The sequence below is a fragment of the Cupriavidus sp. BIS7 genome, from assembly GCF_000292345.1.
Taxonomy (GTDB): domain Bacteria; phylum Pseudomonadota; class Gammaproteobacteria; order Burkholderiales; family Burkholderiaceae; genus Cupriavidus.
On record NZ_ALOU01000027.1, the window covers coordinates 43,499 to 55,492 of the forward strand.

At 64.2% G+C, this 11,994-nt stretch carries 12 protein-coding genes; 3 read left to right on the top strand and 9 right to left on the bottom strand.

The window, feature by feature from the left end; all coding sequences use genetic code 11:
- Positions 1-9: 9 nt before the first annotated feature.
- From rpsU to B552_RS0110825, 3 genes are all read left to right on the top strand, one after another.
- A complete protein-coding gene (rpsU, locus tag B552_RS0110815; RefSeq protein ID WP_008648415.1) occupies positions 10-222 on the top strand; it encodes a 30S ribosomal protein S21 in 213 nt (70 codons plus the stop codon).
- A 267-nt stretch (positions 223-489) separates the two neighbouring features.
- Positions 490-1,401 carry a nodulation factor ABC transporter ATP-binding protein NodI gene (nodI, locus tag B552_RS0110820; RefSeq protein WP_035879707.1) on the top strand — a complete coding sequence of 304 codons (912 nt, stop codon included), beginning with the start codon at positions 490-492 and terminating at the stop codon, positions 1,399-1,401.
- Position 1,402: 1 nt separating this feature from the next.
- On the top strand, positions 1,403-2,284 hold the full coding sequence (locus B552_RS0110825; protein WP_019449039.1) for an ABC transporter permease: 882 nt from the start codon (positions 1,403-1,405) through the stop codon (positions 2,282-2,284).
- Between the two features lie 47 nt (positions 2,285-2,331).
- Here the strand turns inward: B552_RS0110825 and B552_RS0110830 are convergent, their stop codons facing one another.
- The 9 genes from B552_RS0110830 to trpB all read right to left on the bottom strand — a co-directional run bounded on the left by B552_RS0110830 (position 2,332) and on the right by trpB (position 11,980).
- Positions 2,332-3,540 carry an O-succinylhomoserine sulfhydrylase gene (locus B552_RS0110830; RefSeq protein WP_019449040.1) on the bottom strand — a complete coding sequence of 403 codons (1,209 nt, stop codon included), beginning with the start codon at positions 3,538-3,540 and terminating at the stop codon, positions 2,332-2,334.
- A 29-nt stretch (positions 3,541-3,569) separates the two neighbouring features.
- The gene (purF, locus tag B552_RS0110835; protein ID WP_019449041.1) at positions 3,570-5,102 is read right to left on the bottom strand and encodes an amidophosphoribosyltransferase; all 1,533 of its coding nucleotides are present in this window, start codon (positions 5,100-5,102) and stop codon (positions 3,570-3,572) included.
- A gap of 102 nt (positions 5,103-5,204) precedes the next feature.
- Positions 5,205-5,702 carry a CvpA family protein gene (locus tag B552_RS0110840; protein WP_019449042.1) on the bottom strand — a complete coding sequence of 166 codons (498 nt, stop codon included), beginning with the start codon at positions 5,700-5,702 and terminating at the stop codon, positions 5,205-5,207.
- 73 nt (positions 5,703-5,775) lie between these two features.
- Positions 5,776-6,549 carry an SPOR domain-containing protein gene (locus B552_RS0110845; RefSeq protein WP_019449043.1) on the bottom strand — a complete coding sequence of 258 codons (774 nt, stop codon included), beginning with the start codon at positions 6,547-6,549 and terminating at the stop codon, positions 5,776-5,778.
- A gap of 41 nt (positions 6,550-6,590) precedes the next feature.
- Positions 6,591-7,901 (bottom strand): bifunctional tetrahydrofolate synthase/dihydrofolate synthase, encoded by a 1,311-nt coding sequence (folC, locus tag B552_RS0110850; RefSeq protein WP_019449044.1) that lies wholly within the window; start codon positions 7,899-7,901, stop codon positions 6,591-6,593.
- A 77-nt stretch (positions 7,902-7,978) separates the two neighbouring features.
- A complete protein-coding gene (accD, locus tag B552_RS0110855) occupies positions 7,979-8,851 on the bottom strand; it encodes an acetyl-CoA carboxylase, carboxyltransferase subunit beta (protein ID WP_019449045.1) in 873 nt (290 codons plus the stop codon).
- Between the two features lie 194 nt (positions 8,852-9,045).
- Complete coding sequence (gene trpA / locus B552_RS0110860) at positions 9,046-9,843, bottom strand: tryptophan synthase subunit alpha (RefSeq protein WP_019449046.1); 798 nt, start codon at positions 9,841-9,843, stop codon at positions 9,046-9,048.
- Positions 9,844-9,854: 11 nt separating this feature from the next.
- Positions 9,855-10,787 (bottom strand): site-specific DNA-methyltransferase, encoded by a 933-nt coding sequence (locus B552_RS0110865; RefSeq protein WP_019449047.1) that lies wholly within the window; start codon positions 10,785-10,787, stop codon positions 9,855-9,857.
- Entirely contained in the window at positions 10,787-11,980 is a 1,194-nt protein-coding gene (trpB, locus tag B552_RS0110870) for a tryptophan synthase subunit beta (RefSeq protein ID WP_019449048.1), read from the bottom strand. Before trpB ends, B552_RS0110865 begins: the two co-directional genes overlap by 1 nt.
- Positions 11,981-11,994 lie beyond the last annotated feature (14 nt).

Consider the following 11,994-nt stretch of genomic DNA (forward strand, 5'->3'; position numbering starts at 1 on the left):
AGGACTGAATTGACTAAGATCGTTCTGAAACCGGGCGAGCCCGTTGAAGTTGCAATGCGTCGTTTCCGTCGCGCCATTCTGCAGACTGGCCTGATCGTGGAACTGAAGAGCCGCACCGCCTACGAAAAGCCGACGACTGAGCGCAAGCGCAAGAAGAAGGCTGCCGAGGCCCGCCTGCGCAAGCGTCTGCGCATGCAAATGCTGCCGAAGAAGCTCTACTGATTCGCGCATTGCCCAAAAAAACCGCCAGCATGCTGGCGGTTTTTTTTCGTCCCTTTTCTTTTTCGTCCCCTTTTCGTCCCTGTCGCCCAGTCGCGCGCCACCTATGAGCGATCACCCTTTTTCCGGAACGCCAAGCGTACGCCGAACGCCACAACGCCGCCAGCGGGCCCGCGGCGCCGCAAATGGAATTGTCTCGCCGCGATTCGCCAACAATGCGCCGCGCGATGCCCTGCATAATGGCAGATATCGCATCCTCGGGGCCTCGCCTTGACTGCAATCCTCCAGATGCGCAACGTGCGCAAACTCTATGGCGACCACGTAGTGGTCGACAACCTCGACCTGGAAGTCCAGCCGGGCCAGTGCTATGGCCTGCTGGGCCCCAACGGCGCCGGCAAGACCACCACGCTGCGGATGCTGCTTGGCCTGACCACCCCTGCATCGGGCACGCTGATGCTGTGTGGCGAACCGATTCCGCAGCGCGCCCCCCAGGCCCGCATGCGCGTCGGGGTGGTGCCGCAGTTCGACAACCTCGATCCTGACTTCTCGGTGATCGAGAACCTCCGGATTTTCGGCCGCTATTTCGGCCTTTCCTCCGCCGAAATCTCTCGGCGCGTGCCGAAGCTGCTCGAATTTGCGCGACTGGAGAACCGTGCCGACGCGCAGGTGCGCGACCTTTCCGGAGGCATGCGCCGGCGCCTGACCGTGGCACGCGCGCTGATCAACGATCCCGACCTGCTGGTGATGGACGAGCCGACCACGGGCCTTGATCCGCAGGCCCGCCATCTGATCTGGGAGCGGCTCAAGTCGCTGCTTTCCGCCGGCAAGACGATCCTGCTGACCACGCACTTCATGGAAGAGGCGGAAAGGCTCTGCAACCATCTGTGTGTGATCGACGCAGGCCGCAAGATTGCCGAGGGCAAGCCGCACGAACTGATCGACCGCGAGATCGGCTGTGATGTGGTGGAAGTCTACGGCGACGAACTCGACCCGCTGCGCGCCACACTGACGCCGCTGGCCGAGCGTACCGAAATGCGCGGCGAAACGCTGTTCTGCTATGTACGTGAGCCTGCGCCACTGCTGGCGGCGCTGCATGGCAACGGTGGCGTGCGCTATCTGCACCGCCCGGCCAACCTGGAGGACGTGTTCCTCAAACTGACCGGCCGCGAGATGAGGGATTGAGATGAGCGAACTTGACCCCGAACTTGACCCCAAACTTGACCCACCACGCAGGCCCGACGCCGTCGTCGCCAGCGCATCGGGCGCCGCGCAGGCCCACCAGCACTATCCCCAGCCGCTGCTGCCACGCAATGCGCGCAACTGGATGATGGTCTGGTATCGCAACTACATGGTCTGGAAGAAGCTGGCCATTCCGTCGCTGATCGGCAACCTGGCCGATCCGATGATCTACCTGTTCGGCCTGGGTCTCGGGCTCGGGCTGCTGGTCGGCAATGTGCACGGCGTGTCGTATATCGCGTTTCTCGCGGCCGGCACGACGGCGTCGAGCGTCATGATGTCAGCCAGCTTCGAGTCAATGTACTCGGCGTTCTCGCGCATGCATGTGCAACGCACCTGGGAGGCGATCATGCACGCGCCGCTGACACTCGGTGACGTGGTACTGGGCGAGGTGCTGTGGGCCGCCAGCAAGGCCGTACTGTCCGGCGTGGCGATCATGCTTGTGGCGGGTCTACTCGGCTATGCGCAGTTCCCTGGCGCACTCTGGGCGCTGCCGGTCATCGTGCTGGCAGGCGTCGCGTTTGCCAGCCTGGCGATGATCGTGACCGCGCTGGCGCCGAGCTACGACTTCTTCATGTTCTACCAGACGCTGGTCATGACGCCGATGCTGCTGCTCTCGGGCGTGTTCTTTCCGCTCGAACAATTGCCCCAGGGCGCACAGGTGGCCACGCAGGTACTGCCGCTGGCGCACGCCGTGGCACTGATTCGTCCGTTGATGCTGGGCCGGCCGGTGGAGAATGTGGTGCTGCACGTTGCCGTGCTGGCCGTGTATGCAGTGGTGGCGCTGACGGTAGCGCTGGTACTGCTGAGGAAGAGGATGCTGCGGTGAGAGGACTCCCCTCTCCCACGACGTGGGAGAGGGGAGCAAACATTGGCTTACTGCCCCAGGCCGCGCAGCAGATCGGCCTTCAGGTCTTCCACCGATTCCAGGCCGACGGCCAGACGGATCAGGCCTTCGCTGATGCCCGCGGCCGCCTTCACTTCCGGGGCCACCCGCCCGTGCGTCGTGGTGTACGGATGCGTGATCGTCGTGCGCGTGTCGCCAAGATTGCCGGTGATCGAGCACAGCTTCGTATTGTCGATCACACGCCAGGCATTCTCACGCATGGCTTCCGGCGTTGCGCCCTTCAGTTCGAACGACACGATTGCCCCACCGCCGCTCTGCTGGCGCTGCGCGATCTCGTACTGCGGATGCGACTTCAGCGCCGGGTGGAACACGCGGTTCACTGCCGGATGGGCTTCCAGGAACTCGGCGATGGCCAGCGCGCTTTGCGAATGACGCTCCATGCGGATCGCCAGCGTCTCCATGCCCTTGAGCATCACCCAGGCGTTGAACGCCGACAGGGTCGGGCCGGCCGTGCGCACGAACGGGAACACCTTGCCCATGATGAAATCGTGCTTGCCCAGCACCGCACCGCCCAGCACGCGCCCCTGGCCGTCAATATGCTTCGTCGCCGAATGCACGATCACATCCGCGCCGAACTTGATCGGCTGCTGCAGGGCCGGCGAGCAGAAGCAGTTATCAACGACGAACAACGCACCGGCGTTGTGGGCGATGTCGGCGACCGCAGCGATGTCCGACACCTCTGTCAGCGGGTTCGACGGCGTTTCCAGGAAAAACAGCTTCGTGTTCGGCCTCACGGCAGCACGCCAGGCCGCCAGATCGGTGCCGTCGACGTAGGTCGTCTCCACACCGAACTTGCCCAGGATCGTGTTGAACAGCGTCATCGTCGATCCGAAGATCGAGCGCGAGCTGACCAGATGATCTCCGGCCTGCAGCGCAGCAAGCGCCACCGACAGGATCGCGCTCATGCCCGATGCCGTGGCCATGCACGCCTCGGCGCCTTCCAGCGCGGCCAGGCGCGACTGGAACATCGACACGGTCGGGTTGGTGAAGCGCGAGTAGGTGTAGCCCTCTTCCGAGTTGGCAAAGCGCGCCGCGGCCTCGGCGGCGCTGTTGAAGCAGAAGCTCGAGGTCAGGTACATCGCCTCGGAGTGCTCCATGAACTCGCCGGTACGCAGCGTGCCGGCGCGCACGCCGAGGGTATCGATGCCGTAGGAATCGGGGTTGAACGGTTCGCTCATGGTGCTCTGCTGCCTTCCGAAGATTGTCGTTATTCGTTGCCGCCCGAGCGCTGCAGGTGCAACTGCGAACGTTCGGTTTCACCACCATTGGTGCCTTCGCGGTCCGCCTGGCTGCGGGCGGTCTCAAGGCGATCCAGATAGGCTTCGTCGATATCGCCGGTGACGTACTTGCCGTCGAAGCAAGATGCATCGAAGTCGCGCAGGTTCGGGTTGATATCGCGCACGGCCTGCTTCATGGCTTCCACGTCCTGGTACACGAGTTGGTCCGCGCCGATCATGCGTGCCACTTCCTCGTCGGTGCGGCCATGGGCCACCAGTTCTGCGCGCGTCGGCATGTCGATGCCGTACACGTTCGGGAACTTCACCGGCGGCGCGGCCGAGGCGAAGATAACCTTCTTGGCACCCGCATCGCGCGCCATTTGCACGATCTCGAACGACGTGGTGCCACGCACGATCGAGTCGTCGACGATCAGCACATTCTTGCCCTTGAACTCGACGCCCATCGCGTTGAGCTTCTGGCGCACGGACTTCTTGCGAACGGCCTGGCCCGGCATGATGAACGTGCGGCCCACATAGCGGTTCTTGAAGAAGCCCTCGCGGTACGGCACGCCCAGCGCGTTGGCCACCTGCATGGCAGCCGGACGGCTTGAATCGGGAATCGGCATGACCACGTCGATATCGCCTGCCGGCACTTCGCGGCGGATCTTCTCGGCCAGGTAGTCGCCCATGCGCAGACGCGCGTCGTAGACGGGCACGCCATCGATGCACGAATCCGGACGCGCCAGGTAGACGTACTCGAAAATGCACGGCGTAAGCACCGGATTGTCGGCGCACTGCTTGCTGTGGAACTTGCCATCGAGATCGATGAAGATCGCCTCGCCCGGGGCCACATCCCGCTCCATGCGGTAACCCATGCCTTCCAGGGCCACCGATTCCGATGCGATCAGGTATTCCTTGCCGGTCGGCGTGTCGACGCTGCCGATGCACAGCGGGCGAATGCCGAACGGATCGCGCACGGCCAGCAGGCCATATCCGGCGATCTGGGCCGTGATCGCATAGGCGCCCTTGACGCGGCGGTGCATGCCGGACACGGCCTTGAAGATCGTCTCGGGGTCCAGTGCGTTGCCGTTGCTGCCACGTTGCAGTTCATCGGCCAGCACGTTCAGCAGCACTTCGGAATCCGAATGCGTGTTGATGTGGCGACGGTCGCGACGGAACATTTCTTCGCGAAGCTGTTCCGAATTGGTCAGGTTGCCGTTGTGGGCCAGGATGATGCCGTACGGCGCGTTCACGTAGAACGGCTGGGCCTCTTCCTCGCTCGAAGCGGAGCCGGCCGTCGGATAACGCACTTGCCCGATACCCGAGTTACCGGGCAGGCTGCGCATGTTGCGCGTGCGGAACACATCGCGCACGAGGCCGTTGGCCTTGTGCATGTGGAAGGTGCTGCCATTGGCCGTGGCGATGCCGGCTGCATCCTGTCCGCGGTGTTGCAACAGCAGCAGGCTGTCATAAATGAGTTGGTTGACAGGGCTGGTGGAAACCGCACCGACGATACCGCACATGCCGAACTCCCAGGAAAGGCAATTGATTCAGGGGCGCACTCCCGTCATGGGGAAACGGGATCTGCGTTCACTACGCCGCGAGTGCATCCTGCGCGGAGGCGCTCACGTCTTTACATACTTGGCCAGGTCCGGCGGCAGCCAGTGCCGCAGTTCGTCCATGGCCTGCATCACATAGGGGCGCGACACTGCGTCCCGCCAGAAAGGCTCCTCTGGCAGCTTCGTGAGCCCCGCCAGCACAACGACGAGCATCACGACCAGCGCGCCTCGCGCCAGCCCGAACACCAACCCAAGGCCGCGGTCCGCGGGCTTGAGGCCGGTGGATTCAAGCAACTGGCCCAGCACCGCTCCGGCAAGCGCCGAAACGATCCATGTTCCGAAGAATACGGCTAGAAAGCCCAGCGCGCTGCGTGTCAGTTCACCGCCCGGCAGCGACGCTGGCATCCACTGCGCGGCCATGCCGCCAAAGTGATAGGCCAGCACAAAGGCCACTACCCAGCCCACCAGCGCCAGCACTTCGCGCACCAGCCCGCGCAACACGCCGATCAGGCCCGAAGCCACAACGATGAATGCAACCGCGTAATCAAAAAAAGTGAAAGCCATGCGTCTGGCGCCAGTCCGATGCGTTCCTGTCAGATGGGGGGCGAAGCGGACTACCGTCCTGCGACACGAGCCGTTACTGCTCCACGATCTTCGAGGTCAGTCCGATCGACCTGACCTTCTTGTCCGCCGCATCGGCGGCCTCGCGACTGGTGAACGGGCCCGCTCGCAGCAGGTTCCGCTCGCCATCGGCCAGCATCTTCTTTTCCACATAGGCGGGCACCTTGCTCTCCTTGAGCTTGGCCAGCCAGTTCTTCGCGCGATCTTCCGAAGCGAACGCGCCAATCAGAATCAGGTACTTGGTGTTCGCGGCAGGCTTGTCCGCCTTGTCAGCCGGCTTGGTATCGGCGACCCTAGTCTCGGCAGCCTTGCTGTCGGCCTTGCTGTCGGCCTTCACATCAGCCTTCACGTCGGCCTTGGGCTTGTCCGATTTATCCGCGGCAGGTGCGCTGACGATTTCCTCGCCCGCATCAAGCGCCGCGTCATTGCGGCTGGCGCTGGCGGACGGCGGCAGCGGTGCGGCCTTGCGCGCTTCAACCTTCGGCTTCTGCGCGGCGCCCTGCCCGTTCGCCACACTCACGGCCACGTCTTCCGAGACAGGGCGCGGCTTGTGCTCGAACACGATCGGCAACACGATGATCGCCGCCGCCAGCAGCACCACTGCACCGATCAGACGGCGCCGTGCACGTTGCTTCTGGGGAAAGTCGGGATCGAGGGTATCGTCGGCGTAATCCTCGGCCAGCCGGCGCGACGCGCCAATACCGGCGCCCGGTTCTGCGCGCGTGCGGCGACCGCGTTCGGGTGCCGGATCAGTGCCCTTGCGGGACGAGAACAGCGAAAGCAGACCCATAGATGCCCAAAGAGTGGTGTTCGGTGCGATGCCGTTTCGGATCAGTTGGCCTGCGTGGCACGATATGCCATCACGCCGGCCACTGTGTAGAACGAGCCGAAGACCAGAATTCTATCATCCTCGGTGGCTCGCTCGACAGCATCGCGATAGGCCATTTCCGGGCTGGAAAAGCACGCCGCGGTATTGTCCGGGCCCTCGCGGAAGCCGGTTGCGTCCAGCTTCTCGCGCAGGTCCGCAGCCGTGGCGGCGCGGTCGGTTGGCAGGTCGCACAGGCACCAGTGATCGACCTTGTCGGCCACATGGGCGAGCACGCCCGCGATGTCCTTGTCGTGCATGGCGCCGAATACCGCATAGGTGTAGCGGAAGAAGCCCATGTTCTCGAGGTTCTGGCCCAGCGTGGCCGCGGCGTGCGGGTTATGGGCGACATCGAGAATCACTGCCGGACGGCCTGGCAGCACCTGGAACCGGCCCGGCAACTCGACGAAAGCCAGGCCATTGCGCACTTCCTGCGCGCTCACGGGCAGCTGCGGGCGCATGGCCTGCAGCGCAGCCAGCGCGGCCGAGGCGTTCAGCAACTGGTTGGCCCCGCGTAGCGCCGGATAGCCCAGGCCATTCAGCTTGCGCTCGCGACTGGCCCAGTCCCATTGCTGGCGTTCCTGGCCCGGAGCGGCCTGGTGTCGGAAATCGCGGCCCACGAGCCACAGGTTCGCGCCGATTGCCTCGGCGTGGTCGATGAGCGACTGCGGCGGCACCGGGTCGCCCACGATCGCAGGCTTGTGTGGCCGGAAGATGCCGGCCTTCTCGTAGCCGATCTTCTCGCGGGTGTCGCCGAGGTACTGGGTATGGTCGATGTCGACGCTGGTGATGACCGCGCAGTCCGTATCGATCACATTGACCGCATCGAGCCGGCCGCCAAGGCCGACTTCAAGGATCATCGCGTCAAGTCCGGCCGCGGCGAACATGTGAATGATCGCTAGCGTCGTGAATTCGAAGTAGGTCAGGCTGACCGGGTCCGCAAAGCTCATGCGGGCACGTTCGACAGCCTCGAAGTGCGGCAGCAGTTGGGCGTCGGTGGCCTGCTCGCCATTGATGCGCGCGCGTTCGTTGAACGTGATCAGGTGCGGCGAGGTATGCAGGCCCACCTTGTAGCCAGCTTCCAGCAGGATGCGTTCGAGGATCGCGCAGGTCGACCCCTTGCCGTTCGTGCCCCCCACCGTGAAGACCACGGCGTCGATGCGCAGGCCCAGCGCTTCCTTGACGCGCGTGATGCGCGTCAGGCCCATGTCGATGCCCACGGGGTGAGCGGTTTCCAGATGTGCGAGCCAGTCGGGGAGATTGTGGAAGATGGGCATGCTGGTTGAGGCTATAAAAGCAAAATGGCGCGGGTATCAGGCACCCGCGCCATTGTCCTGCAAAACGTACTGTCGCGTCAGGCCACCGCGTCGGCCGGCTGCTTCTGCAGCAGCGCCAGCAGCTGGGCCAGTTCCGCGCGCAACTTGCGGCGATCGAGGATCATGTCGATGGCGCCCTTCTGCAGCAGGAACTCGGCACGCTGGAAGCCTTCCGGCAGCTTTTCGCGCACGGTCTGCTCGATCACGCGCGGGCCGGCAAAGCCGATCAGTGCCTTCGGTTCGGCGATGACGACATCACCGAGGAACGCGAAGCTTGCCGAAACACCGCCCATCGTCGGGTCGGTCAGCACGCTGATGAACGGCAGCTTGGCATTCGAAAGCTGATTGAGCATGGCCGTGGTCTTGGCCATCTGCATCAGCGACAGCAGGCTTTCCTGCATGCGCGCACCGCCCGTGGCGGTCACGCAGATGAACGGCACCTTCTGCTCCAGCGCCGCCTGGGCGCCACGCGCGAAACGCTCGCCCACCACCGAGCCCATCGAACCGCCCATGAACTCGAATTCGAAGCAGGCCACGACCACGGGGATCGTGTGGATCGCGCCACCCATCACCACCATTGCATCGGTCTCGCCAGTGTCATCCATGGCGGCCTTGATGCGATCCGGGTACTTTTTGGTGTCCTTGAACTTCAGCGCGTCCACCGGCACGATTTCCTGGCCGATTTCATAGCGGCCTTCGGCGTCGAGCAGCTTGTCCAGACGCTCGCGCGAACCGATGCGCATATGGTGGTCGCACTTCGGGCAGACGTGCAGATTTGCCTCGACGTCGGTACGGTACAGCGTAGCCTCGCACGACGGGCACTTGACCCACAGCCCTTCCGGAATGCCCTTGCGGGTGGACGGGTCGGTCTGTTGAATCTTGGGAGGCAGGAGTTTATCCAACCAGCTCATGAAAGCTCCTTTCGGATAACTGCGATCCGCGCGCCAGCCTCCTTCGGGAGGGGCGAATACAGGGACCGCAGGGAATCAGGCCGCGAATTTACCACGCCCGGCACGTCAAGCCTAAGCAAAACACGCCAACTGTGCATTTTGGATCACAATTGGCGCTGTTTTTTTCAGCAGCACGTCAGGCGTTGGACACGATTTCAGGCGTCCAGTGCCTGGCGGATCTCGGAGATAAAGGCACGCAGCGACTCCACGGCCTTCTCGCGCGGCGCGTCTTCCAGCAATTGCACCAGGCGGCTGCCGATCACCACGGCATCGGCCACGCTGCCAATGGCGCGGGCCGTCTGCGCATCGCGAATGCCGAAGCCGACGCCCACCGGCAGGTTGGCGTGCTGCTTGATCAGCGGCAGACGCGCGGCCACGCTGTCGAGGTCGATCGTTGCCGAACCAGTCACGCCCTTGAGCGATACGTAGTACAGGTAGCCGCTGGCCACCTTCGCCACGGCCTCGATGCGGTCGTCGGTGGAGGTGGGCGCCAGCAGGAAGATCGGGTCCATCTGGTTCGCACGCATCAGCGTGGCGAAGGACTCGCATTCCTCGGGCGGATAATCGACCACCAGCACGCCGTCCACGCCAGCTGCGCTTGCCGCCTTGGCAAACGCTTCCTCGCCCATGCGCTCGATCGGGTTCGCATAGCCCATCAGCACCACGGGCGTGGTGGCGTTGGTCTTGCGGAACTCCGCCACCCAGCCCAGCACCTGGGTCAGCGATACACCCTGCGCCAGTGCGCGCTCGGAAGCACGCTGGATCACGGGGCCGTCGGCCATCGGGTCCGAGAAAGGCACGCCGAGTTCGATCACGTCGGCGCCACCGGCCACCAGTGCGTGCATCAGGTCGACGGTCAGCCCGGGCGCCGGATCGCCGGCGGTGATGAACGGAATCAGGCCCTTCTTCTGCTGCGCGGTCAGTGCCGCGAAAGTCTTCTGGATACGGGACATGTCAGTGGCAATCAGATAAGGCGTTGCACGGGCGATGCGTCTTCGGCATCGTCATTGGCGGCGGCGGCAACTTCAGGCGCTTCGGACACTTCGGGCCTGAGCGGCGCGTAGACGGGCTGCGCAGCGGTCACGCGATCGCGCACCAGTCCCGCGTATTGCGGATTCATCTCGAACCCGACAAAGCGGCGGCCGTGCCGTACACAGGCCACGGCGGTCGTACCGCTACCCGTGAACGGATCGAGCACGATGCCGCCCGGCGGGCAGGACGACAGCACCATGCGCTCGACGATCTCGAGCGGCTTCTGCGTCGGATGGTCGGCGCGCTCCGGGTCCTGACGGTGAATGCGCGGCACGCTCCACAGGTCCTTCGGGTTGTAGCCCACTTCGAGCCACTTCTTGCCTTCGAAGCGTGGACGGCTACGGGCCTTCTTGGTCTCGGCGTCGTACGGAATCCGCACCGGATCGAGATCGAAGTAGTAGTCGCGCTGACGGGCGAAGAAGCCGATGTTGTCGTGCACCGACGAGAACTTGCGCGTGGTGCCGCCCATGCTCGGCACGCGGCGGTCCCAGATAATCTCGTTGATCATCGTCATGCGCCGCTTGAGCATGACGAACAGCTCGGGCGAGTACTGCCACGTGCAGAACAGGTACAGCGTGCCGCGCGGCGCGATCTTTGGCACGATCGCATCCATCCAGCGCTCGGACCATTCGAGATAGGCGTCGCCCGACAGCAGGTCGGAGTCGTTGCCGTAGTCCTTGCCCAGGCCATAGGGCGGGTCCGCCACAACCAGGTCGATCGAGCCGTCGGGGATCCGCTTGATCCCTTCCAGCGCGTCCTCCTGGTAGAGGCGCATCGTGGCCGTATCGAGGATGTCGAACGGTTCGGAACCTGCCCCGCCTTCTTCGGACTGGGGCAGCGATGTGTTGGGAGGCAATGCGCGCATCAGAGCTTCAACCCCGCGCGTTCGGCCACCGTGTGCATGTCCTTGTCACCACGACCGGACAGGTTCACGAGCAGCAGTTTGTCGCGGCCCAGCGTCGGCGCCAGCTTGCACGCGTACGCAATCGCATGGCTCGATTCCAGCGCCGGGATGATGCCCTCGATGCGGCAGCAGTCGTGGAAGGCCTTCAATGCTTCCTCATCGGTGATCGGCACATACTGCGCGCGGCCCATGTCCTTGAGCCATGCGTGTTCAGGGCCGACACCCGGGTAGTCCAGCCCGGCCGACACCGAATGCGTCTCGATGATCTGGCCGTTGGCGTCCTGCAGCAGATACGTGCGGTTGCCATGCAGCACGCCCGGCGTGCCGCCGATCAGCGATGCCGCGTGGCGGCCCGTGTCCAGGCCGTCGCCGGCCGCTTCCACACCGATCAGTTGCACATCCTTGTGTTCGATGTATGGATAGAAGATGCCCATCGCGTTCGATCCGCCGCCCACGCAGGCGATCACGGCATCGGGCTGGCGGCCGGCCAGTTCCGGCATCTGCACCTTGGCCTCCTCGCCGATCACGCACTGGAAATCGCGCACCATCATCGGGTACGGGTGCGGGCCAGCCACGGTGCCGATAATGTAGAACGTGGTTTCGACATTGGTCACCCAGTCGCGCATCGCTTCATTGAGCGCGTCCTTGAGCGTGCGCGAGCCGCTTTCCACGGGCACCACGGTGGCGCCCAGCAGCTTCATGCGATAGACGTTGGCAGCCTGGCGGCGCACGTCCTCGGCACCCATGTAGACCACGCACTCCATGCCGAAGCGCGCGGCGATCGTGGCCGTGGCCACGCCGTGCTGGCCCGCGCCGGTCTCGGCAATCACGCGCTTCTTGCCCATGCGCTTGGCAAGCAACGCCTGCCCGATCACGTTGTTGATCTTGTGGGCGCCGGTGTGGTTCAGGTCTTCGCGCTTGAAGTAGATCTGCGCGCCGCCGAGCGTCTCGCTCCAGCGCTGCGCGTGGTAGATCGGCGACGGGCGGCCGACGAAATGCTTCAGCTCGCGGCGGTATTCGGCGTCGAAGTCAGGGTCCTTCTGGTACCGCGCATAGGCTTCGCGCAGCTCGTCCAGTGCATGAACCAGGGTTTCGGAAACGAAAGTACCGCCATAGGGGCCAAAATGGCCACGGGAATCGGGCAGGTCGTACATGTCCAGGCTCTCAG